The 23,213-nt window shown below is 64.7% G+C and carries 22 protein-coding genes; 7 read left to right on the top strand and 15 right to left on the bottom strand.

The window, feature by feature from the left end; all coding sequences use genetic code 11:
• Nucleotides 1-93: 93 nt before the first annotated feature.
• The 9 genes from ACVOLQ_RS13925 to ACVOLQ_RS13965 form a co-directional block, all read right to left on the bottom strand.
• On the bottom strand, nt 94-495 hold the full coding sequence (locus tag ACVOLQ_RS13925; protein WP_313173451.1) for an EF-hand domain-containing protein: 402 nt from the start codon (nt 493-495) through the stop codon (nt 94-96).
• Nucleotides 496-585: 90 nt separating this feature from the next.
• The gene (locus ACVOLQ_RS13930; protein WP_481528389.1) at nt 586-1,308 is read right to left on the bottom strand and encodes a hypothetical protein; all 723 of its coding nucleotides are present in this window, start codon (nt 1,306-1,308) and stop codon (nt 586-588) included.
• Between the two features lie 63 nt (nt 1,309-1,371).
• Nucleotides 1,372-2,370, bottom strand: coding sequence for an SMP-30/gluconolactonase/LRE family protein (locus ACVOLQ_RS13935; protein ID WP_481528390.1), 999 nt, complete (start codon nt 2,368-2,370; stop codon nt 1,372-1,374).
• A gap of 162 nt (nt 2,371-2,532) precedes the next feature.
• The gene (gene rlmM, locus ACVOLQ_RS13940) at nt 2,533-3,588 is read right to left on the bottom strand and encodes a 23S rRNA (cytidine(2498)-2'-O)-methyltransferase RlmM (protein WP_481528391.1); all 1,056 of its coding nucleotides are present in this window, start codon (nt 3,586-3,588) and stop codon (nt 2,533-2,535) included.
• A 157-nt stretch (nt 3,589-3,745) separates the two neighbouring features.
• Nucleotides 3,746-4,306 carry a nucleoside deaminase gene (locus tag ACVOLQ_RS13945; protein ID WP_481528392.1) on the bottom strand — a complete coding sequence of 187 codons (561 nt, stop codon included), beginning with the start codon at nt 4,304-4,306 and terminating at the stop codon, nt 3,746-3,748.
• 266 nt (nt 4,307-4,572) lie between these two features.
• A complete protein-coding gene (locus tag ACVOLQ_RS13950) occupies nt 4,573-6,849 on the bottom strand; it encodes a TonB-dependent receptor (protein WP_481528393.1) in 2,277 nt (758 codons plus the stop codon).
• 246 nt (nt 6,850-7,095) lie between these two features.
• Nucleotides 7,096-7,836 carry an acetoacetyl-CoA reductase gene (gene phbB / locus ACVOLQ_RS13955; protein ID WP_481528394.1) on the bottom strand — a complete coding sequence of 247 codons (741 nt, stop codon included), beginning with the start codon at nt 7,834-7,836 and terminating at the stop codon, nt 7,096-7,098.
• Nucleotides 7,837-7,867: 31 nt separating this feature from the next.
• Nucleotides 7,868-9,196, bottom strand: a complete 1,329-nt coding sequence (locus tag ACVOLQ_RS13960; protein ID WP_481528420.1) for a CitMHS family transporter — start codon at nt 9,194-9,196, stop codon at nt 7,868-7,870.
• Nucleotides 9,197-9,238: 42 nt separating this feature from the next.
• Complete coding sequence (locus tag ACVOLQ_RS13965; protein WP_481528395.1) at nt 9,239-10,408, bottom strand: OprO/OprP family phosphate-selective porin; 1,170 nt, start codon at nt 10,406-10,408, stop codon at nt 9,239-9,241.
• Between the two features lie 192 nt (nt 10,409-10,600).
• Between ACVOLQ_RS13965 and ACVOLQ_RS13970 the strand changes: the two genes are divergently transcribed.
• The 3 genes from ACVOLQ_RS13970 to ACVOLQ_RS13980 are packed head-to-tail and all read left to right on the top strand — an operon-like array spanning nt 10,601 to nt 13,711.
• A complete protein-coding gene (locus ACVOLQ_RS13970; protein WP_481528421.1) occupies nt 10,601-11,290 on the top strand; it encodes a response regulator in 690 nt (229 codons plus the stop codon).
• The gene (locus tag ACVOLQ_RS13975) at nt 11,277-12,662 is read left to right on the top strand and encodes a sensor histidine kinase N-terminal domain-containing protein (RefSeq protein ID WP_481528396.1); all 1,386 of its coding nucleotides are present in this window, start codon (nt 11,277-11,279) and stop codon (nt 12,660-12,662) included. The genes ACVOLQ_RS13970 and ACVOLQ_RS13975 overlap by 14 nt, the downstream gene beginning before the upstream one ends.
• Complete coding sequence (locus ACVOLQ_RS13980; RefSeq protein ID WP_481528397.1) at nt 12,659-13,711, top strand: ABC transporter substrate-binding protein; 1,053 nt, start codon at nt 12,659-12,661, stop codon at nt 13,709-13,711. Before ACVOLQ_RS13975 ends, ACVOLQ_RS13980 begins: the two co-directional genes overlap by 4 nt.
• Before the next feature lie 170 nt (nt 13,712-13,881).
• Here the strand turns inward: ACVOLQ_RS13980 and ACVOLQ_RS13985 are convergent, their stop codons facing one another.
• Together ACVOLQ_RS13985 and ACVOLQ_RS13990 are read right to left on the bottom strand one after the other, a co-directional pair.
• Entirely contained in the window at nt 13,882-14,298 is a 417-nt protein-coding gene (locus ACVOLQ_RS13985) for a hypothetical protein (RefSeq protein ID WP_481528398.1), read from the bottom strand.
• Nucleotides 14,299-14,393: 95 nt separating this feature from the next.
• Nucleotides 14,394-16,142, bottom strand: a complete 1,749-nt coding sequence (locus tag ACVOLQ_RS13990; protein WP_481528399.1) for a glutamine--tRNA ligase/YqeY domain fusion protein — start codon at nt 16,140-16,142, stop codon at nt 14,394-14,396.
• A 103-nt stretch (nt 16,143-16,245) separates the two neighbouring features.
• Between ACVOLQ_RS13990 and ACVOLQ_RS13995 the strand changes: the two genes are divergently transcribed.
• From ACVOLQ_RS13995 to ACVOLQ_RS14010, 4 genes are read left to right on the top strand one after another with little or no spacing between them, the layout of a single operon-like run.
• On the top strand, nt 16,246-16,914 hold the full coding sequence (locus ACVOLQ_RS13995; RefSeq protein ID WP_481528400.1) for a glutathione S-transferase family protein: 669 nt from the start codon (nt 16,246-16,248) through the stop codon (nt 16,912-16,914).
• 12 nt (nt 16,915-16,926) lie between these two features.
• Nucleotides 16,927-17,193: a putative signal transducing protein gene (locus ACVOLQ_RS14000; protein WP_481528401.1), complete on the top strand. Its 267-nt coding sequence runs from the start codon at nt 16,927-16,929 to the stop codon at nt 17,191-17,193.
• A 30-nt stretch (nt 17,194-17,223) separates the two neighbouring features.
• Entirely contained in the window at nt 17,224-17,874 is a 651-nt protein-coding gene (gene msrA / locus ACVOLQ_RS14005) for a peptide-methionine (S)-S-oxide reductase MsrA (protein ID WP_481528422.1), read from the top strand.
• 3 nt (nt 17,875-17,877) lie between these two features.
• Nucleotides 17,878-18,387, top strand: a complete 510-nt coding sequence (locus tag ACVOLQ_RS14010) for a flavodoxin family protein (RefSeq protein WP_481528402.1) — start codon at nt 17,878-17,880, stop codon at nt 18,385-18,387.
• 176 nt (nt 18,388-18,563) lie between these two features.
• Here the strand turns inward: ACVOLQ_RS14010 and ACVOLQ_RS14015 are convergent, their stop codons facing one another.
• The 4 genes from ACVOLQ_RS14015 to ahpF all read right to left on the bottom strand — a co-directional run bounded on the left by ACVOLQ_RS14015 (nt 18,564) and on the right by ahpF (nt 23,028).
• The gene (locus ACVOLQ_RS14015) at nt 18,564-19,532 is read right to left on the bottom strand and encodes a transaldolase (RefSeq protein WP_481528423.1); all 969 of its coding nucleotides are present in this window, start codon (nt 19,530-19,532) and stop codon (nt 18,564-18,566) included.
• A 31-nt stretch (nt 19,533-19,563) separates the two neighbouring features.
• Nucleotides 19,564-19,989 (bottom strand): nucleoside diphosphate kinase regulator, encoded by a 426-nt coding sequence (rnk, locus tag ACVOLQ_RS14020; RefSeq protein ID WP_481528403.1) that lies wholly within the window; start codon nt 19,987-19,989, stop codon nt 19,564-19,566.
• 284 nt (nt 19,990-20,273) lie between these two features.
• Nucleotides 20,274-21,206 carry a LysR substrate-binding domain-containing protein gene (locus ACVOLQ_RS14025; RefSeq protein WP_481528404.1) on the bottom strand — a complete coding sequence of 311 codons (933 nt, stop codon included), beginning with the start codon at nt 21,204-21,206 and terminating at the stop codon, nt 20,274-20,276.
• A gap of 229 nt (nt 21,207-21,435) precedes the next feature.
• Nucleotides 21,436-23,028 (bottom strand): alkyl hydroperoxide reductase subunit F, encoded by a 1,593-nt coding sequence (ahpF, locus tag ACVOLQ_RS14030; RefSeq protein WP_481528405.1) that lies wholly within the window; start codon nt 23,026-23,028, stop codon nt 21,436-21,438.
• Nucleotides 23,029-23,213: the final 185 nt, after the last annotated feature.

The raw sequence follows: 23,213 nt of genomic DNA on the forward strand, positions 1-23,213 counted from the left end.
CCCCCCCCCCGTCTTGGCGCGGCGCCCGGCGGGGGGCTCTCGGCCCCGCCCCCCCCCCCCCCCCCCCCCCCCCCCCCCACTACAGGTGAAGCTTCAGCGCAGCCAGCCGGCCAACTGCTCGCGCGACAGCTTGCCGCGACGCGCTGTATCCAGGGCATTGAATTCATCGGCCAGCGCCGGATTGGCCTGTGCTTCCTCGCGGCTGATGAAACCATCGCCATCCACATCCATCGCCTCGAAATCGATGCGGTAATTGCCGACTACGCTGTCGGGCTGGATCGAGCGGACCGTTACCTGGGCCTGATCGGTAGGCATCGGGATCTGCACGGAATGGGTGACCTTGCCAGTAGCCAGCGATTGCTCGCGTACATGCACCGGCACATCGTTCAACGGCATGCTGACCGCAGGCTCAGGGCGCGGCACCGTCTGGGCGTTGGCGGCAACAGGCAGCAAGGCGGCGAGCGCCAGCGGCAGGAGAGTACGGAACACAGGCATGGCACGACTCATCATTGTTGGAAACAGGGCCTGCCACCGCAGTGGCAGCTGCCCATGATGGTAGTGCGCAGTAGCTGAACAGGCGAATCGTCAGCTCGGAATAAAGGGGAACACCAGCTTCAACAGCCCCTTCAAACCGCCCTCGGCGGTGGAACTGATCGCCTTCGCGCCCAGGCTGTTGAGCGCACGCCGCAGGTCGACCCAGCGCAGTTGGCTGACATCCTTCTTCAGCAGGTCGGCGACTTCTTCCGAGGCCGGGGCCAGCTTCTTCAAGGCATCCAGGGTGGCCTGCGGATCGGGCTGCAGGTAGTTCCAGCGATCGGCGATGTTGAGCAGGGTGTCGAAACGCACTGCCACCACTTCGCGGTTGCGTTCGTAAACCGGGATTGCGCCGACATCGAGGATGGCCTGCTCGAAGCGTTGGGCATCGTCGGGGTGTTCGATGCGGATGGCGAGGAAGCCTTCCTTGCGACTGCGTTCGCTCACGTGTTTTGCCCCGGAACGCAGATTGGCCTCGGTCAACACCGCGGCGACGATGCGCTGCAGGGCGGCGTCGCCTTCCTCCGGCACCAGCGCACGCCAGCGTGCATAACCATCCCGACGCAGGCCCTTGACCTTGGCCGGGGTGACCCGCAATTGCAGGGCGACCGCTGCATTGGAGTCGCTGCGGTTGATGGCGCCGTCGCGCTCGAGCAGTACGAAGATCAACAGCTCCAGGTCGCGCTTGGTCAGCGACTGGAAGCCCTGCATCAGGGTCAGCCGCAGAAACTCGTTGCCGAAACCGGCCGGGTCCTTCAGTTCGATGCTGTGCATTGCGGTTCCTCCCATGGCCTACAGCATGCCTGATATGGATTGCAGCAGCTGAGACTGGCGCTCTCAGGGTTTGGCTGAGGGTTGCAAGCCGTATTCACGGCCGGGACGGTCTGCCTGGAAGGTTTCCACCGCGCCGCGGTCCTGCACGGTGACGAAGACCTGGCGGCCATCGCTGCCACCGAAGGCGACATTGGTGGGTTTGCGGCCCTTGAGTGGCACGTCACGCAGCAGCTTGCCTTCCGGCGAGACCACCGCAACCACACCGGCGTCGTAACGGGCGATATAGAGATTGCCGTCGGCGTCGCAGCGCATGCCGTCCATACCATGGTCGTCGAAGCGGATCAGCAGGCGCTTGTTGCTGATGCTGCCGTCGACGGCGAGGTCGTAGACCCAGACATTGCGTTGCACGCTTTCGTTTACGTACAGGCGCTTGCCATCAGGGCTGACCTCGATGCCATTGGTGGTGCCCATGCCGGTTTCGAGCAGGTGCACACTGCCATCGCGGTCGATGCGCCACAGCTGGCCGTCATCGACCTTTGCCCAGTTGGGGTCGCTGGCATACAACGTGCCGTCCGGAGCCAGGGCGATGTCGTTGGGTTGGTGTGCGTTTGGCAGATGCGCGAATACGCTGACGCTGGTTGAGTCGGGCGCTACGCGCAGGATGTTGTGGCGTGGGTAATCTGCGATATACATCGTGCCATCGCTACCGAAGCGGATGCCGTTGCCGATGCTGCCTTCGGGCAGGGTGAGGAACAGCGTTGCCTTGCCGGTTTCATCAACGCGGCCGATGGTGCCGTCCTTGCCGAGGTTGACCACGTACAGCGCGCCGTCCGGGCCGGTCGCCGGGCCTTCGATGCCGGTGGTGAAGATGCCATCGCTGACGTGGTCGCGGACGATGAAGTTGTCGGCGGCCAAGGCAGTGCTGCCCAGGGTGATGAGCGCGAAGCTGGCGATGCGGGCAAGGCTGGTCTGGCGAACGATGGCGGCGACTTCCGTGTTGGTGGAAGGGCGAGTGTGCCAGAGGCTTGGAGGGAAGCGGAGTGTGGTTGCGCGGGCAACCATGAGGGAGGCGCATGTAGTGCCGAGCCATGCTCGGCAGAGGCTCTACCGGTAATGCCTATGCCGAGCATGGCTCGGCACTACAGGGAATGCCCAAGCTTGAAGCGCTAGCCAAAGGCTGCCCTCACCCCAACCCCTCTCCCGTGAACGGGAGAGGGGCTCTGATCAAAAGCCCTTGGCTCTTGGGGTCACGAACACCGTGATTTCCTCGCGATCGTGATACAGCTGCTTGGCGCGGATGGTCAGTGGTTTGCCGGCCTTGTCGGCGAACAGCTCCAGGCAAAGGCGCGTTTCGTCCCAGCGCTTCTTCATCGGCAGCTTCAGGTTGAAGATGGCGTGCTTGCACCAGCCCTCGCGCTGCCAGGTGGCCATGCGTTCGGCCACGCGGCGCGGCTGTTCCACCATGTCGCAGACCATCCAATCCAGCGGCGTTTCCGGCTGCCAATGGAAGCCATCGGCACGCAGGTGTTCGACCAGACCGGTATCCAGCACGTGCTGGCGCAGTGGGCCGTTGTCGATGCTGCTCACATGCAGGTGCTGGCGGGTCAGCACCCAGGTCCAGCCGCCCGGTGCGGCACCCAGGTCCGCCGCGCGCATGCCCGGCACTACCAGCGCCTCGCGTTCTTCCGGCGTGAGCAGGGTCATGAAGGCTTCTTCCAGCTTCAGGGCCGAACGCGAGGGGGCGTCCGGCAGCAGCTTCAGCCGCGGAATGCCCAGCAACCACGGCGCGCTGTCGCGGGTATCGGCCACGCAGACAAATGCGTGCGTGCCATCGACAAACACCACATGCAGCCTCGGCAGCTTGCCGTTGGGCTTGTCGGTGAGCAGGCCGGCCTTGCGCAGGGCTGGCCGCAGGGCATTGCCGAAGGCGCGCGCCAGCCCGGCCAGCGGCTTGCCGGCGTCCGAATCGGGGTGTTCCACCCACAGGTCGCCAAAGCGCTGCTGGCCTTCCAGCGCGGCGATGATCGGGGTGATGCGGTCGCTGGCATCGAGCTGCGGCAGCTCGGCCAGTACACGCAGTTTCTGCCGGGCGAAGATCAGCTCGCGCCAGGGCAGGCGCTGGTCCAGCGCTTCGGCCTCGTCGGTGACGAACACCACGTAGCCATCGTTGCGCTGGGTACGCGCGTAACCGGAAATGCCGGCATGGCCTGCACGTTCGTTCAGTTCGCCGGCCAGTTCCGGTTCAAAGCCTTGGCGGCAGTAGCAGAGCAGGCCGGTCATGGAAATCCTTGGTGTGGAGCGGGCGGGCCTCTCCTTCTCCCGCCGGGAGAAGGTGCCCGCAGGGCGGATGAGGGTGGGTGATGCTCCGGTAGTAGACTGCATGAGAACTGCCGGACCCTCACCCCAACCCCTCTCCCGGTGGGAGAGGGGCTTCAGGTCAGTAGCGGGCGCCGTCGTTCTTGCCGTAGCTGTGCAGCACGGCGCGTGCGTCGTCGCGGTTGATGCCTTGCACGACCTCGATGCCGCGCTTGTTCAGTTCACCAGCCCAATCGGCGGGCAGCGGGCCTTCGTCGAACGGGGTCAGTTCTTCCACGTCGGCGGCGCTGGCGCCGATCAACAGGCGATCGATACCGGCCCAGACGGTGGCGCCATAGCACTGGCAGCAGGGCTGCGAGGAGGTGGCCAGGGTGATCGGCGACAGCAGCGCGTTCAGGCGCGGGGTGTTGAGCTTCTGCTGGGCCAGCATATAGGCCATGTTTTCGGCGTGTGCCAACGAGGTGGCATGCGGCACCACGCGATTTACCGCGGCGGCGATCACCTTGTGGTCCGGGCCGAAGACCACCGCACCAAACGGGCCGCCGCTGGCGTGTTCAACGTTCAGGCGCGACAGCTCGATCGCCAGCGCTACCTTGTCCGCATCGCTGGTATAGGCGCGGTCGGCGTCGACGGCGTCGTGGATCCAGATGGGGAGGGTGAGGTGAACCTGGGCGTGCAGCATGATGATGACCGGCGTTGTGGCAAAAAACGGCGGTCAGTTTAGCGGACTGGGGCGCTGGGGCGGGCTTGCTGGTGGGGCTTGTTCAGGTGTGGGGGCTGGCAGGCAATGATCTGTAGCGGAGCCGGGTTCAGCCCCCTCCCTTTCGCGCAGCGAAGGGGAGGGTTGGGGAGGGGTTGGCTTTTGTTTGTGAATTTCAGGATTGACGTGAAAAGCACCCCTCCCCAACCCTCCCCTTGGCCATTGGCCAAAGGGAGGGGGCCAAACGCTTAGAACTCCGCGCCCACCGTCATGAAGATCTGCCGCGGCGCACTGGCGTGGATGGAATAGCGGGTGCCTGCGGGATCGGTCGGGGCGAACGAGCTGAGCTGGCCGGCGTAGCGCTTGTTGGTCAGGTTGGTCACGTTCAAGGACACTTTGACGTTCTGTAGGCCCAGGCCAGGGCCGAAGCTGTAACCGCCGCCAGCGTCGAAGGTGGTCACGCCCGGCACCGACTGGTCGTTGGTATAGGTGTAGTAGCGCTTGCCGGTGTACTTGCCGCGCAGGCTGGCGAACCAACCATCATGGTTCCAGCTCAATTCGCTGGAGGCCATGCGTTGCGGGGTGTCGACGGTGATCTTGCCGGCCACCGGCACGATCGCGCCGCCGGAGAGGTAATCGTCCTCATAGGTGGTCTTGTTCCAAGACAGCGCGTTGTACCACTGCAGGCCTTGCGTCGGCTTGAGGATGAAGGTCAGTTCCGCACCCTGGCTCTTCACCGAGCCAACGTTGATGAAGCGGGTGATGCACTCCGGGCGCGTGCCGACTTCGATGCTGGTGCAGGGGTTGAGCGAGAGCAGGCGGTTGTCGAATATCACGTGGTACGCAGCCAACGAGGCCTGGTACTTGCTGCCGAAGGTGCGGAAGCCGGCCTCGAAGGTCTTGGACTTCTCCGGTTCCAGGCCGGCGCTGGCGGCAAAGGATTCGGGTGAAACCTGCAGCGGGCCGCCGCTGCCACCACCGACAAAGGCGGCGATGTTCTCGGCATAGGAGGCGAACAGCTCGTTGTTGGCATTGAGTTTGAAGCCCACACCCAGCTGCGGTAGCAGCGATTCTTTCGCAGTCAACGTGCCGGAGGCGAGCTTCTGCTCGGTGCCCGGCTGTGCAGTGGCACGCATGCGGGTGTTAGGGCTCTTGATGCCGATGTCCACGGTCAGGCGCTGGTCGAGGAAGCGCATGCGGTCCTGCACGTAGAACTGGCGCGTGCGGATGTCGAAGTCCTGGTCGAACAGGCGACGGTCCGGATTCTTGAGGTAGGTGTCGTCGAGGAAGGGACCGTCGATGTAGTAGAAGTTGCGCTCGACGTTGTGATCGTTCTGCTCGAACCACAGGCCGGCTTCCAACTCGTGGATGCCGACATTCCATGACAGCGCAGCGGTCAGGCCCTGCCGATCGATGGTGTAGTTGGTGCTGCGGATGGAGATCGGCAGCATGCGGTCGGTGCCCGGGTACGAGGGCTGGCCCGGTGCCCACCAGTGGCCCTGGCCACGATTGTCATGGTGGTAGGCAAGCAGCTTGAGGTTGAGTTCGTCACCGAGATGCAGGCTGGCATCGAGCGAATACAGATTGTCATCGCGCAACGCGCGGCTCTGGTAGTACGCATCGTCGATGCTGTTGACGCCGCCGCTGAAGGCGCAGCGCGTGGCGTCGAAGGTCGCCGGTGCGCAGTAGGCGGCGGCGACGGCGCGGTCCCAATCCGGTGCGTAGATGTTCCAGTCGTAGCCCAGTCCGCGCTGCAGCATGCTCTTGGACAGATAGGCGTAGTTGGCCTGGCTTGCCCGCGAGGTGGCGACGAAGGCACCGAAGCGGTGATCGCCCACGTTCCATACCGCCTTGGCGTTGAACTGGCGGGTGGTCTGGTTCTGGTGTGGCGCGGCCCACATGTCGGCGTCCTGATGCACGCCGGAGACATAGGCAGAGAAGCCATTCAGATCGCCGGTATCCACGCGCAGATAGCCACGGCGCTGGTTGTCATCGCCAACGGTGACACTGGCGCGGCCGCCGAATACCGTGGACGGATCCTGCGAGAAGTACTGGATGGCACCGCCCAGGTTGCTGGTCGATGCAACGCCAAGCGAGCCGATGCCCTGTGACAGCTCGGCGCCGCCCAGGTTCTCGGCGATGATGGCGCGGGCGATGCTCAGGCCGTTGTAGTTGCCATAGCTGTTGTCGCCGAGCGGGATGCCATCGAGCGTATAGCCCAGGCGGGTCTTGTCGAAACCGCGCAGGCTGATGGTCTGCGATTCTTCGTTGGCACCGAAGGCATCATTGGATTGCACGGAGACACCGGGCAGACGATCAAGAATCTTCTGGCCGCTGCTGCCCGGCGGCAACACCTGCTTGTCGACTTCGCCGATGCGTTGCACCTGGCGGGTCTGGCCCTGGCCGATCACCGATATGGTATCCAGTGTCTGCGCGGAGGCGCCGCTGTCTGCAGCGGCTTCGGCGAAGGCGTGGCTTGTGCACAGGGCGAGGGTGATGGCGAAGCTGAGGCGTTGGAGATTCATTGTCTACCGGGTCCATGGAAAGGCCGGCGTGTACGCCGGTCCAAGGAGCCTGTCGAACGATTGTTAAAGCTCGTTTACGCAGACGCGAAACATTGCTGTTTCACGGTGTTCTGCGTACAGATGCGAGCAGAAGTGCGACGCAGTCGATATGAAATACCGGACGTTCGACAGCAATGGTGCACAGGCTTCCAAACGAAAACGCCGCGACAAAGCGCGGCGTTGGTTGTTGCATGCATGGTCGCAAGATCAACCCATGTACAGGCCACCGTTGACCGGATAGTCAGCACCGGTGACATATGCCGCATCATCGCTGGCCAGCCACGCGCACAGTGCAGCCACTTCCTCGGGCTTGCCGAGGCGGCGGATCGGCACCGAAGCCGCCAAACGGTCCAATACATCCGGCGGGAAGCTGCTGATCGCCTGGCTGGCGATATAGCCGGGCGAAATGGTGTTGACGGTGACGCCGCGCGCTGCGACTTCCGCTGCAAGCGCGCGGCTGAAGCCGTGCATCGCCGCCTTGGCAGTCGCATAGTTGACCTGGCCGATCTGGCCCTTCTGCGCGCTGACCGAGCCGATGTTGATGATGCGGCCCCAGTTCTGGTTGGTCATGCCATCGACCACCTGCTTGCTCAGGTTGAACAAGGTGTTGAGGCTGGAGGCGATCACCGCGTTCCAGTCCTCGCTGCTCATCTGCCGGAACAACATGTCGCGGCTGCCGCCGGAGTTGTTGACCAGCACATCCACTTCGCCCACTTCCGCCCGCACCTTGGCGAATGCGGCGGCGGTGGAGTCCCAATCGGCGGCGTTGCCTTCGGACACGATGAAATCAAAGCCGAGTTCGCGCTGTTCGCGGATCCAGTTGGCCTTGCGCGGTGAATCCGGCGCGCAGCCTGCCACCACCGTGTGGCCGGCGCGGGCCAGGGTCTGGCAGATGGCAGTGCCGACACTGCCCATGCCACTGGTGACGTAAGCGATACGTAGCGTCATGGTGCTCTCCAATGCGTCAGGTAGGTGCCGCTCAGGCGGCCAGTGGATACAGGGCAAACAGCAGGCTGCCGGCCATCAGGATCAGCGAGATCAGCACCGCCCACTTCAGGGTGAACTTCTGGTGGTCGGCGAAATCCACCTTGGCCAGGCCAACCAGCAGATAGGTCGATGGCACCAGCGGGCTCAACAGATGCACCGGCTGTCCGGCCAGCGAGGCGCGCGCCATTTCCACCGGGGTGATGCCGTAGTGACCGGCCGCTTCGGACAGGATCGGCAGCACGCCGAAATAGAAGGCGTCGTTGGACATGAAGAAGGTGAAGGGCATCGATGCCACGGCGGTGATCACCGCCAGGTAGGGGCCCCAGGCTTCCGGAATCACCGACAAAAAGCCGCGCGACATCGCCTCGACCATGCCGGTGTTGGACAGGATGCCGGTGAAGATGCCTGCGGCGAAGATCAGCGACACCACCGACAACACATTGCCGGCGTGGTTGACCACGCGGCGGCGCTGCTCGGCCAGGTTCGGGTAGTTGATCACCAACGCAATCGCGAAGCCGACCATGAACAGGATCGGCATCGGCAGCAGGCCGATCACCAGCGCCGCCATCAGCGCCAGGGTCAGGGCGAAGTTGACCCACAGCAGCTTGGGCCGCTTGGTGTCTTCGGCGTCTTCCACCGTCGGCAGTGCATCGCTGTCATCGGAGACGCTGGCGTCCATCCACGAACCACCCTGCGGCAGGGCGACCACGCCAAGACGGCGGCGTTCCTTCATGCCTAGGTACCAGGCCAGTGCGAGGATGCCGGCGCAGGCCAATACCATTGCTGGAATCAGCGGCACGAACACATCGGCCGGGTCCACATGCAGCGCAGTGGCCGCACGTGCGGTCGGGCCGCCCCACGGGGTGAGGTTCATCACACCACCGGCGAGAATGGTCACGCAGGTCATGCTCAGCGCGTTCATGCCCAGCCGGCGGTACAGCGGCAGCATCGCCGACACGGTGATCATGTAGGTGGTGGAGCCATCGCCATCGAGCGAGATCAGCATCGCCAGCACGGCGGTGCCCATCACGATCTTCAGCGGATCGCCCTTGACGATGCGCAGGATGATGCGCACCAGCGGATCGAACAGGCCGGCGTCGATCATCACCCCGAAGTAGAGGATGGCGAACATCAGCATCACGCCGGTCGGCGCGATCTTCTTGATGCCGTCGAGCATCATGTCATCGAGGCCGGCACCGAAGCCGCCAATCAGGGCGAACACGATGGGTACGGTAATCAGGGCGACCAGCGGCGACAGTCGTTTGCTCATGATGAGATACATGAACGTCAGGACCATGCCGAAGCCGAGGATGGTCAGCATCATCTGCAGACTCCTTGAAGGGACAGGACGGGAAGGGGATGTTTAGAAATCGAACTGCAGGCGGCCGGTGACCGCGCGGGTGTGGTCCACGGTGGTATCGGTCAGGCGGTTGCGGTTGCGGCTTTCAATCAGGTTGAGCATGAAACGCAGGTTGTCGCGCAGGTACCAGTTGCCGGCCAGGGTCCAGGCTTCGGTGCTGCCGTTGCGCAGGTCGGGCTGGCCATCAAGGTGCTGGCTGCCGCGCATCTGGTCGTAGCGCAGCGCGACTTCGAACGCGCCGGGCTTGTGGCGGATGTCCTTGATGCGGGCGAAGCGGCCGGTCTTGCGGTCATAGCTGCGCGACTCGCCGGTGACGAACCAGCTGAGCATGCCGTAGGCCGCCATCACTTCACCGCGCTGCGCGCCATCGTCGAAGGTGGCGCCGCTGAATTCGCCCTGCCATGACAGCGGACCGCGCACCTGCGCGTATTCCAGCGACCACTTGTTGACGTCGGTATCGCGACCGGCCGAGAAGTCGACCAGGGTCAGTCGGCTTTCGTCGGACAGATGGCCGGCCGGGCGCGGACGGATACGCAACGCAGGAACGCCGTTCACGCCGGGGTTGTCATAGGCCTCGTGGGCCAGCGACACGCCCAGGTGCAGCACATCGCCAGCGGCCGGGTCCGGCGCCCAGGTGACGCGGCCACCGGCAGCGCGGCCTTTCACCTGCCAGGCATCGATGCTTTCCAGGCTGTAGACACTTGCCGCCCAGGTCATGTCGCCCGGGTTGGCCTGCCACGAGGCGCCGAGACGATACAGCGGGGCCAGGCTGGTGCCGGCGTTGCCGCGTTCCAGGAAGCTGCCGTAGTTGGAGCCGGTGCGGTCGTCCAGCGAGTAGTACTGCTTGAACTGGCCGACGGTCAGGCGGCCGGCATCACCGAAGCTGCGGCTGACGTAGACGTCCTTGGCCTCGGGGCGGTCGCCGGAGAAGTCCGCTTCCAGCTTGTAGTCGACGACGAAGAACTTGCCGGACACATCCAGCCAGGCGCGACGGATCTCGGTGTCGTCCTTGTTCGGGGTGCCGCGATGGTCGTTGTCGAAGCTGGCGAAATCCAGATGCAGGCGGCCACCGATGGTGGCAGTCACCGGGCCTTCGTCTTCTGCGGCCAGCGCTGGAGCGCACAGGCTCAGCAGGACAGCGGCAGCGAGGCTGCGCTTTTGGAAAACAGTCAATTCCACAAACCCTCCCAGGTGCACGCCAGGCGCGCGGCAAACATGGGCACCTGCTGGTGCGTGGCCGCAGTCTGGCCGGGACTAGCTGTCATCCGCCTGTCAGGGGTTTGTGCGGCGCAGCAATGCGCGCTGGCACTGCGCCTTTGCGGCTTCCGCGTTAGCATTCGCGCCTTCCCGACACTTTCCACCGCGATGCGCCTGCTGCTGGTTGAAGACAATGCGGACCTGGCCGACGCCATCATTCGTCGCATGCGCCGCAATGGCCATGCGGTGGACTGGCAGGCCGATGGCGTGGGCGCAGCCAGCGTGCTGCGCTACCAGAGCTTCGATCTGGTGGTGCTGGATATTGGTCTTCCCAAGCTCGATGGCCTGCGCGTGCTGGCGGGCATGCGCGAACGCGGCGACAGCACGCCGGTATTGATGCTGACCGCCCGCGATGGCATCGAGGATCGCGTGCAGGCGCTGGATGTGGGCGCCGATGACTATCTGGGCAAGCCGTTCGACTTCCGCGAATTCGAGGCGCGTTGTCGGGTATTGCTGCGTCGTGGTCGAGGCCAGGCCAGTGAGGTGATGCAGATCGGCAGCTTCCAGTTCGACAATGCCGCGCACCGGGTCAGTCTGGATGGCGAGGTGGTCGAACTGCCGAACCGCGAATTCCGCCTGCTGGAGATCCTGGTCGGGCGGCTCGGGCAGGTCGTCGGCAAGGACGAGATCGGCAAGGGCCTGTTCGGTTTCGACGACGAAGCCGGGCCCAATGCCATCGAGCTGTATATCGGGCGGCTGCGCAAGAAGCTGATCGCCGCACCGTTGCGCATCACCACTGTGCGCGGCGTGGGCTACATGCTGGAAGCCAGTGACGGCGGCACCGATGGCGACGGCTGAGGTCCGCACCTCCGGTTCATTGCGGCGCACCTTGATGCTGTATCTGGGCGCCTTGCTGGCGGTGTTCGCGGTGGCCTTGCTGTTCGCCGCACGGGACTACGGGCAGCGTGCGGCCAACCGTTCCTATGACCATCTGTTGGTGTCCTCGGCGCTGTCCATCGCCGATTCGGTGGCGCTGGTGGATGGCCAATGGCAGGTGGACCTGCCGTATGCGGCCCTGGACCTGCTGTCGATGGCGGAAGAAGACCGCGTGTTCTACCGCGTGGCTGATAGCCGTGGCCGCACCATCACCGGCTACGAGGATCTTCCCCAGGCACCGCGCAGGAGTGGCAACCAGCCGCAATTGTTCGATGCCGACTACAGTGGCGAGACGGTGCGCTTCGTGGTGGTCAAGCGCAGCTTTGCCGCCGCTTCTGCGCAGGGTGAAGTGCAGGTGCAGGTCGGACAGACCCGTCGCGCACGCGCCGAGCTGGCGCAGGAAATGGTCAACCGCGCGTTGATCGCCATCGGCGTATTGTCGGCCTTGTTGCTGGCGTTGGTGGCCTTCGGCGTGCACCGCGCGTTCCGACCACTGGTGCGTCTGGAGCGCGAGCTGTCGCGGCGCGAACCCTCCGATCTGAAACCACTGGACTCGCATGTTCCGCGCGAGATGAACCAGATGGTCGGCGCCTTGAACCGCTTCATGGAGCGCCTGTCCAGCAGCAACGAAACCCTGCGTGCATTCATGGCCGAAGCCGCACATCAGATGCGCACACCGCTGGCAGCACTGCGCGCACAGGCCCAACTGGCCTTGGACGAAGAAGAGCCCGAGGAGATGCAGCGCAGCCTGCGTGCAATCGAACGCAATGCCACCCATATGAGCCGCCTGCTGAACCAGCTACTTAGCGATGCCAGCGTCATCCACCGCTCCAACCTGCAGCGCTTCGCACCACTGGACCTGGCTGAAACCGTGCACCAGGCCTTGCACGAAGCACTGCCGCAGGCAGGCCCCGCGCCGCGCGTACAGTTGGCGATTACTACCGGTGCAGTGCAGGTCAACGGCGATGCCTTGCTGTTGCGTGAGGCGATCAAGAACCTGATCGACAACGCGGTGAAATACGGCGGCGATGGCCCGCTGCAGATCGCTCTGACCGTGCAGGACACGCAGGCGGTATTGACCATCGCCGACCACGGCCCCGGCATCAGCGCCGCCGATGCCGAACGCGTATTCGAGCGCTTCGGGCGCGGTGAGAACGCGCCTGCCGGTGGCGCCGGTCTGGGCTTGGCCATCGTCAAGCGCGTGGTTGAAAGCCATGGTGGCAACATTGACCTGAGCAACCGGCCCGAAGGCGGTCTTGTCGCCACCATCCATCTGCCAAGGCATGCCGCATGAGCCGCTTGTTGATCCTGTTGCTGGGCCTGCTGCTGGCAACGCCACTGATCGCCGCACCGGGTGATGTACAGCGTTTCCCTGCACAAGGCGTTGCGACCGAACAGCTGCGCATCCACGGCACCACCGATATCGAAGTGTTCGCGGTGGTGATCGCCGACTACCAGCGCCTGCACCCGGGCACCGAAGTTGTTTATGAAGACATCATCACCCAGGACCTGTACGCGCGTTTCCTGCGCGACCGCAACACCGCCAGCACGCCCGATCTGCTGATTTCCAGCGGCATGGATCTGCAGACCAAGCTGGTCAACGATGGCCACGCATTGCCGCATCGTTCGCCGCAGACCGAAGCCGTGCCTTCCTGGGCGAAGTGGCGCAATGAAGCCTTCGGCATCAGCTACGAGCCGGTGGCGATGGTCTACAACACGCGTGCATTGCCCGCGACAAAAGTGCCGCATACGCGCCGCCAGCTGCTGGACCTGCTGCGTGCCGAAGGCGCACCGCTGCGCGGCAAGGTCGGCACCTACGATATCGAACGCAGCAGCGTCGGCTATCTGCTGGCGACCCAGGACGCGCAGCGCGGCAGCATCGCTGGCGCCTTGCTCGGCGCATTGGGTGACAACGGCGTGGTGCGCGAGGAGCGTACCGGTGTGCTGTTGGACCAGGTCAGCAGCGGCAAGCTGTCGCTGGTCTACAACGTACTGGGTTCCTACGCGCAGGCGCGTATCGATGCCGGTGCGCCTTTGGGAATCGTCGAACCTGAGGACTACACGCTGGTGGTGCTGCGCACGGCGGTGATTCCGCGCAACAGCCCGCACCCGGTCGAAGCCAAGCGTTTCCTCGATTACCTGTTGTCGGCCCGCGGCCAGCAGGTGTTGTCGCGCGAGGCGCGGCTGATGCCGATCATCCGCAACGGTGGCGGTGACAGCGATCCCGGCCAGAACCGGCGGCCGATCCAGCTTGGGCCCGGCTTGCTGGTGTATCTGGATGCGCTCAAGCGTCGCCAGTTCCTGGATGCCTGGCGCAGCAGCGTCGAGCCCAAGCCGCGCTGAGCGTGGCTCAGCGTAGCGGGATGGGGTGTTCGCTGGTTGGCGCAGCAGCGTAGCCCGGGTAAGCGCAGCGCACCCGGGTCAAGCGGATCCAGTTGTCTTCCAGACGATCGGTCACCGATCCCGGGTGCACTGCGCTTACCCGGGCTACGTTCGGAGCGCATTGCGCTTGCTCAGCGCTCCGCAGCGGGATTCTCTGTCATTGGCTTGCGCAGTGGATCGCTGCTGCCGGCTGACGCGCACTGGCCGTTGACGCAACTACAGCCCTGGATCTCGGTGAAACCACAGACACTCATCATGCCCTTGGCCTGGCAGCTGGCTTGTACGCCGGCTGGATCGGTGGCGCTGTTGAGGTTGACGCAGGCCGGGTAATAACCGCAGCAGTTGCCGACGTTCTTCACGGTGCAATCGGCGTCGACCTTGCAGCTGCTGTCGACCACGATGGGCGTGGCAGCAGGTTTGGTAGGGGGTGATTGCTCGCTGGCCGGGACTGGCGCGGGTGCTTGCGAGGTGACAGGTGCGGTAGCGGCCGGTGAGCTGCAGGCGGTGATCGCAAGTAGCAGGCAGAGCAGCAGTGACAGACGGAACATGGGCGAATCCTGTTCTGGGCACGCGGTCATGGTAGCCGCGTCCCATGTGAGCAGGGGGTTACCGGGCTGTCAGCCGGCAACCCCACCCATCCCGATCAGGCCGACCAGGTATCGCGCAGGGTCACGCTGCGGTTGAACACCGGCTTGGCCGGCGTGTGGTCGCGGCGGTCGGCGACGAAGTAGCCGGTGCGCTCGAACTGGTAGCTCTGTTCCGGTGCGGCCAGGGCTGCGGCCGGTTCGACGTAGCCGGTGACGACCTTGCGTGATTCCGGGTTCAGGTAATCGCGGTAGGTCTTGCCGTCGGATTCATCGTCCGGGTTGGCCACCGAGAACAGGCGGTCGTACAGGCGCACTTCGGCTTCCACCGCGTGCTGGGCGCTGACCCAATGGATGGTGCCCTTGATCTTGCGGTTGGCGCCTTCCATGCCCGGACGCGATTCCGGGTCCAGCCAGCCGCGCAGCTCGACGATCTCGCCGGCGTCGTTCTTGATCACTTCATCGACGCGGGCGATGCCAGCACCACGCAGGCGCACTTCGCCGCCCGGCACCAGGCGCTTCCAGCCCTTCGGCGGCACTTCGGCGAAGTCTTCGCGCTCGATCCACAGCTCGCGCGAGAAAGGTACTTCGCGGCTGCCGAAGCTTTCGTCCTTCGGATGGTTGCTGAAAGTGAGGGCTTCTTCGTGGCCTTCCGGCAGATTGGTCAGCACCAGCTTGAGCGGATCGATCACCGCCATGCGGCGTGCCGCCGCGCTGTCCAGGTCTTCGCGCAGGGCGCCTTCCAGCACGCTGAAATCGATCAGCGAGTTCTGCTTGGAAATGCCCACGCGCTCGGCGAACAGGCGCATCGCCGCCGGGGTGTAACCACGACGACGCAGGCCCTGCAGGGTCGGCATGCGCGGGTCTTCCCAGCCATCGACCAGGTTTTCGGTGACCAGCGCCATCAGCTTGCGCTTGCTCATCACCGTGTAGTTGATGTTCAGGCGCGAGAACTCGATCTGGCGCGGCTTGGCGGCTTCACGCGGCAGGCCCTTGTCGACCAGCGGCTGGGTCAAGGCGTTGTCGTGTGCGTAGTCGACGTTGTCCACGCACCAGTCGTACAGCGGGCGGTGGTCTTCGAACTCCAGCGTGCACAGCGAGTGGGTGATGCCTTCCAGCGAATCGCCCAGCGCATGCGCGAAGTCATACATCGGATAGATCGGCCAGGCATTGCCGGTGTTCTGGTGCTCGACGTGCTTGATGCGGTAGATCGCGGGGTCGCGCAGGTTGATGTTGCCGCTGGCCATGTCGATCTTGGCGCGCAGGGTGCGGGCGCCATCGGCGAACTCACCGGCACGCATGCGCGCGAACAGGTCCAGGTTCTCCTCGACGCTGCGCTCGCGGTACGGCGAGGGGCGGCCCGGCTCGGTCAGCGAGCCGCGGTAGGCGCGCACTTCCTCGGCCGACAGGTCGCAGACATAGGCCTTGCCGTCGCGGATCAGCTTCTGTGCGGCCAGGTAATAGGCGTCGAAGTAGTCCGAGGCGTGGCGCAGCTCGTTCCACTCGAAGCCCAGCCAGCGCACGTCGTCCTGGATGGCCTGCACGTATTCCGGGTCTTCCTTGGCCGGGTTGGTGTCATCGAAGCGCAGGTTGCAGACGCCGCCGAACTCGCCGGCGATGCCGAAGTTCAGGCAGATCGACTTGGCATGGCCGATGTGCAGGTAGCCATTGGGCTCGGGCGGGAAGCGGGTCTTGATGGCCGTGTGCTTGCCGCTGGACAGGTCCTCACGGACGATCTGACGGATGAAATCGCGCTTTTCGGGAGCGTTTTCCGGCGTGGCGGCGACAGCAGGCGTGTTCTCGGACATGGGGGACGCAGTGTATTGAAGTAAACCGCAAGTTTAGCCGAGCCGGGCGTTGGCTGCCGGGACGGGGCTATGCTGGGCCATCCCACCGTATGGATTCGTACCGATGGACCGCCCCGTTCTGGTGATAGGCAACAAGAATTACTCGTCCTGGTCGTTGCGCCCGTGGCTGCTGCTGCGCCATTTCGGGGTGGAGTTCGACGAAGTACGGCTGGCCCTGGATACCCCCGGTTTTGCCAGCGAAGTGCTGCAGTATTCGCCCACCGGCAAGGTGCCAGCGCTACGTGATGGTCAGCTTCAGCTCTGGGATTCGCTGGCGATCTGCGAATACGCCAACGAGCGCTGGCTGGGTGGACGCGGCTGGCCGGCTGATCTGGCCCAGCGCGCCGTGGCCCGGGCGGCCGCGGCCGAAATGCATTCAGGTTTCACCGCGCTGCGCACCCAACTGCCGATGAATAGCCGCCGCCAGCCCGATGGCTACCGCTGGGACGCCGCCGCCCAAGCCGACATCAACCGTATCCGCGCGCTGTGGAGCGAGCTGCGCCGCCAACACGGTGCGGGCGGGGCGTTCCTGTTTGGCGAATTCGGCATTGTCGATGCGATGTTCGCGCCGGTGGCAGTACGCTTTGATGGCTATGGTGTGGCGGCGGAAGGCATTGCCGGTGACTACCTGCAGGCCCTGCTGGCCTTGCCGGCGCTGCGTGAATGGCGGCAGGCCGGGGCGGTGGAAACCGAGCAGCTTGCTGCCACCGATGCCCTGCGCCAGCCGGTTTGAGCGGAGAACCCCATGCAACTGATCTACCAGAGCAACAACCTGTTCGACGCCCATCTGGTCAAGCACGCGTTGGAGGATGCCGGCATCCCGGCCTTCGTGTTCGGCGAGTCCCTGCTGGGTGCGGGCGGCGAGCTGCCCTTGTTTGGCCTGTTGCGGGTCTGCGTACCCGATTCGGCCAAGCTCGAGGCCGAGGACATCGTCGCTGCATTGGGCTTGGACGATGGCCCTGCCGACCCCATCTTGGATGACGATGAAGCGCCGGGATTCCTCCCGGCCTGAGGAGCTGACATGTTGGGAATCGGCCAGGGAATACTGGGTATCGGCGCGTTCAAGCAGCGCCTGCCGCGCCCGGAAGAAGCACTGCCGGGGCGGGACACGCCGCTGCCGCTGCACAACCAGCATTTCGTCAACGGCCAGCCCCTGCGGGCCGATTTCAACGGCTTGCAGGTGCTGGACGTGGGCCTGGGCTGTTTCTGGGGTGCCGAGCGCAAGTTCTGGCAGCTGCCGGGCGTGGTGACCACCGCGGTGGGCTATCAGGGCGGTGTCACCCCGAACCCGACCTATGAAGAAGCCTGTTCCGGGCTGACCGGCCATGCGGAAGTGGTGCGGGTGGTGTTTGACCCGGCAAAGGTGACGCTGGAGACGGTGCTGCGCACTTTCTGGGAGAACCACAATCCCACCCAGGGCATGCGCCAGGGCAACGACACCGGCACCCAGTACCGCTCGGTGATCTACTGCCATACGCAGGAACAATACGACGCGGCGCTTGCCAGTCGCGATGCCTACCAGCAGCAGCTGACTGCATCGGGTTTTGGTGAGATCACCACCGAGATCCTGTTCCCGGCGCCGCCGTTCTATTACGCCGAGGACTACCACCAGCAGTATCTGGCCAAGAATCCGAACGGTTACTGCGGCATTGGTGGAACCGGCGTGAGCTGCCCGATTGGTCTGGATCTCTGAGCTGTGAGTGCCACACCGCGCCGTTTACTGGTGGTGTGGCACAGTTTTACAGGCGCTACTGCGGCGATGGTGGAAGCATTGGTGCAGGGTGCCCGCGAGAGTGCGGGTGATGCGGTGCAGGTGATTGCCTTGCGCGCTGCAGATGCGGGTGCAGAAGATGTGCTTGCCGCCGATGCGGTGGTGTTCGCCACGCCGGAGACATTGGCCTCGATGAGCGGGGCGATGAAGGATTTCTTTGATCGCAGTTATTACCCGCTGTTGGGGCGCTGCGAGGGCAAGCCGTATGCGCTGCTGGTGTGTGCTGGATCGGATGGTCAGCCGACGATTGCGCAGTTGCGCAGGGTGGCTTTGGGCTTGCGTTTGAAGGAAGTGGCCGAGCCGGTGCTGGTATGTACGCAGGCACAGACGGCTGAGGCGATTGTTGCTGGGAAGCAGCTGTCTGAGGCGCAGTTGGCACGAGGCCGTGAGCTGGGCGCGCTGCTGGCAGCAGGGCTGGAGCTCGGCGTGTTCTAGCCTTTGCTCAAGCCCCTCTCCCGCATGCGGGAGAGGGGTTGGGGTGAGGGCGCTCTGAAAGCACGTGGAGCAAAAGCTTTTAGAGCTTTAGAAGCTTTAAAAGCTCCCCTCATCCGGCCTTCGGCCACCTTCTCCCGCAGGCGGGAGAAGGGAGTAGTCAGGCATTACTTTGGCTGTCAGCCGCCCAACTCATCCAAAATCCGCTGACGCAAGGTCTGCAGATCCTTGGCAAAGGCCTCAATACCAGTAGCCAACTTCTCGGTGGCCATCGGATCAGCCGCCATATCCGCATCAAACTTCGCTTCATCGATCGCAGCGACGTTTACCGCTTCAGCAGCACCGGCCACCAGCTTGCGCGGCAGCTCGCCGAAATCAGCATCCAGCTTCTCAAGCAGGTCCGGCGAGATCGTCAAGCGATCACAGCCAGCCAGCGCTTCGATCTGTGCGGTCGAGCGGAACGAGGCACCCATCACCACGGTGTTGGAACCGCGGCGCTTGAACTCGGCGAACACGCCGCGCACGAACACCACGCCCGGGTCTTCATCAATGCTGGCCGGAGTCTGGCCGTTGGCCACGTACCAATCCAGGATGCGGCCGACGAACGGCGAGATCAGGAAGGAGCCGGCTTCCGAGCAGGCCAGGGCCTGGGTCGGGTTGAAGATCAGGGTCAGGTTGCAGTCGATGCCTTCGGCCTGCAGTACGCGTGCGGCTTCCACGCCGGCCCAGGTGGCGGCGATCTTGATCAGCACCTTGCTGCGCGGCACACCGGCCGCTTCGTACATGGCGATGAACTCGCGCGCCTTGGCCACGGTGGCCTCGGTGTTGTGGGCCTGGTCGGCATCCACCTCGGTGGACACGCGGCCCGGCACCAGCTCTGCCAGCATCGTGCCCACGCCCACGGTCAGGCGGTCGACCACGGCATTGGCGATGGCCTGCTTGTCACCGGCTTGGGCGCGGCCCCACTGCAGCTCGCGCTCGATCAGGCCGGCATAGACCGGCAGGTCGAGGGCTTTCTTCACCAGGGTCGGGTTGGTGGTGCAGTCGACCGGACGCAGGCGCTTGATGGCGTCGTAATCGCCGGTATCGGCGACAACGACGGACAGTTCACGCAGCTGGGCGAGCTTGGAGGGGGCCTGGGACATCATGGTTTCCTGTTGCAGGTGCGGCGCAATGCGCTCAGCGGTGGAAATCACCAGCCGCCTCGGGCTGGTAGTGGACGGCGGTGACGCGCAGGCGCAGCTGGCGGCCGCCGGGTGCGGTCCAATCAATGGTCTGGCCAACCGACAAGCCCAGCAGGGCGCTGCCGACCGGTGCCAATACGGACACGCGGCCCTTGTCGAAATCCGCTTCATGCGGATAGACCAGGGTCAGGGAATGTTTTTCGTTGTGCAGTTCGTCTTCGCAGTCCACACGGGAGTGCATGGTGACGATGCCTTCGGGGATTTCTTCCGGCGGCAGCACCTGCGCGCGCTCGAGTTCCTGCGCAAGGGCAACAGCGGCCGGGTGCCGGCTCAGCGCCGGGGAGTCCAGCAGGGCCTCAAGACGGGCCATGTCACGGGTGGAAACAACGATGGATGGTGGCAGACCGCTGTGGCTGGTCATGGGAATTCCTTATCTGATTGAAGAGCAAGCAAAAGGCGACGCTTTGTCGGCGCCGCCCGGATTTCTATTGTGCTGGTGAAGCGGGCCGTAGGCGACCCTGTGAAGATCATGGGGCCGGTGCGCCCCGGATGCAATGTGGGGGAGGGAGGTATTCAGGTTTTGGGGTGCTGCGGAGAGCACCCCTCCCCAACCCTCCCCTCCGCTGCGCGCAAGGGAGGGAGGGAGTCAAGCCTTGCCCCCTCCCTTGCGCGCAGCGGAGGGGAGGGCCGGTGAGGGGTAAGCTTTTAAGCCTGAACCCGCGGCGATTCCGCCGGCGCCTCCAACAAGTCCGCCGGCAGCTGTTTGAACAACTGCGAGAACTGCTCCAGGAACGCACCCATCGCCGAGCTGCGGCGCCAGACCATGCCGATTCGCCGGTTCGGCTGCGGATCGCCCGAAAATGGGATCAATCTGACGTTCTCAGAGCGCGCCACCGGCGGCTTCACCGCCAGCATCGGCAGCAGAGTGACGCCCACGTTCGCCGCCACCATCTGCCGCAGGGTTTCCAGGCTGGTGGCCTGGAATTCGGATTTCTCCAGCGCGCCGGCCATATGGCAGACATCCAGCGCCTGGTCGCGCAGGCAATGGCCATCCTGCAACAGCAGCAGGCGCTGGTCGGACAGGTCATCCAGCGTCAGCGAGGGGTGGCTGGTCAGCGGATGGCCTTCTGGCGCGGCCAGCACGAAGGGTTCCTCGAACAGGAATTCGGTGTGCAACTGCTCGTCGGCGATCGGCAGGGCCAGCAAGGCAGCATCGAGTTGGCCGTTGCGCAGCTGTGCCAGCAATACATCGCTCTTTTCCTCGACCAGCAACATCTCCAACTGCGGGAAGCGCTGGCGGATCGCCGGCACTACATGTGGCAATAGATACGGGCCTAGGGTCGGGAAAATTCCCAGGCGCACGGTGCCGGCTTCCGGGTCACGGGCGCGGCGCGCGGCTTCCTTCATCTGTTCTACTTCGGCCACGATGCTGCGCGCACGCGCGGCGGCCTCGCGGCCGGCCGGGGTAAGCATCACCTTGCGCGGCGCGCGCTCCACCAACGGCACGCCCAGCTCTTCTTCCAGCTTCTTGATCTGGGTGGACAGGGTGGGCTGGCTGACGAAACTGGCAGCCGCCGCGCGGCCGAAGTGCTTGTGCTCGGCCAGCGCCACCAGGTACTTCAGGTCACGAAGATTCATGTTGGGCTCCCGGCTGTTTCCTTCGCCCGGCGGGAGAAGGTGCCCCGAAGGGGCGGATGAGGGTTGGCGAAGTCCACGAATTTCGTGGGAGCAATGGGTTTCACCCTTACCCTCACCCCAACCCCCGCTTCGCGCCCCGGCCCCGCGCTGACGCGGGGCGTTCGTGGGGCAGCGAACCGGTGGTTCGCAAACTGCCCCTCTCACCCCAAAGGGAGAGGGGCTTTGAGCATCAGGCGGTTGCTGCCTCTACCGCTGCAGGCTGCAGCACCGGCGTACGGATCAGATGATCGAAGGCGCTGAGTGCGGCGGTCGAGCCGGCGCCCATCGCGATGATGATCTGCTTGTACGGCACCGTGGTGCAGTCGCCGGCCGCAAACACGCCCGGCACATTGGTCTGGCCGCGATCATCGATGATGATCTCGCCGCGACCGCTCAGGTCCACCGTGCCACGCAGCCACTCGGTGTTCGGCAGCAGGCCGATCTGCACGAAGATGCCTTCCAGCTCGACCCGGTGCGAATCGCCACCGACGCGGTCGGTATAGACCAGGCCGTTGACCTTCTGGCCGTCGCCCAGCACTTCGGTGGTCTGTGCGTTGAGCACCACCTTCACGTTGGGCAGGCTGTTGAGCTTGGCCTGCAGCACCTGGTCGGCACGCAGCTTGCTGTCGAACTCGAACACGGTGACGTGGCTGACGATGCCGGCCAGGTCGATGGCCGCTTCCACGCCGGAGTTGCCGCCGCCGATCACCGCCACGCGCTTGCCCTTGAACAGCGGGCCGTCACAGTGCGGGCAGTAGGCCACGCCCTTGTTGCGGTACTGGTCTTCGCCCGGCACGTTCATCTGCCGCCAGCGGGCGCCGGTGGACAGGATCACGCTCTTGGACTTCAGCGAAGCACCGTTCTCCAGCTGCACTTCGACGAGGCCATCGGCACCGGCCGGCACCAGCTTGGCCGCGCGCTGCAGGTTCATGATGTCCACCTCGTACTCACGTACGTGGGCTTCCAGCGCGGCAGCCAGCTTCGGGCCTTCGGTGTGCTGCACCGAGATGAAGTTCTCGATCGCCATGGTGTCCAGCACCTGGCCGCCGAAACGCTCGGCAGCTACACCGGTGCGGATGCCCTTGCGTGCGGCATAGATCGCCGCTGCAGCACCGGCCGGGCCACCGCCCACCACCAGCACGTCGAATGCATCCTTGGCCTTGATCTTCTCGGCTTCGCGGGCAACGGCGCCGGTGTCGAGCTTGGCGACGATCTGCTCCAGGCTCATGCGGCCGGAGTCGAACATCTCGCCACCCTGGAACACCATCGGCACCGCCATCACCTGGCGCTGTTCCACTTCCTGCTGGAACGTGCCGCCCTCGATCACCGTGGTGCTGATCTTCGGGTTCAGGATCGCCATCAGCGCCAGCGCCTGCACCACGTCCGGGCAGTTGTGGCAGGTCAGCGACATATAGACGTCGAAGCTGTACTCGCCATCGATCGCGGTGATGCTGTCGATGACGTCCTGTGCGACCTTCGGCGGATGGCCGCCGGTCCACAGCAGGGCCAGGACCAGCGATTCGAATTCGTGGCCCAGCGGCAGGCCGGCAAAACGCACGCCGTGGTCCTGGCCTTCGCGGGCGATCACGAACGAGGGCTTGCGCGCATCGTCGCCGGAAGTGTCCAGCGTGATCTTGCCGCCGCCGGCCGCGACGATATCGTCAAGCAGGCCGCGCATGTCCTGGCTGGCGCTGCTGTCGTCGAGCGAGGCGATCAGGCGCAGTGGCTGGCGCAGCAGGCCCATGTACTGCTGCAGCTGGGTCTTGAGGCTGTCGTCGAGCACGGTCAACTCCTTCGTTGAGGCAAAGCGGGGGGGGGACGCCCCTGCATGAAGCGGGGCGCCAGTAGAAGTAGGGGTGAACCGCAGCGGGCTGCGTGGCGTGCGGGCGTGGCGCTGGCTGGCATCAACACGCTGCGGTTCACCCCCACACCCGCCGCGAAGGCGGGGTGGGAGTGCCATGGAGACGA

This window comes from Stenotrophomonas sp. STEN031 (genome assembly GCF_056759975.1).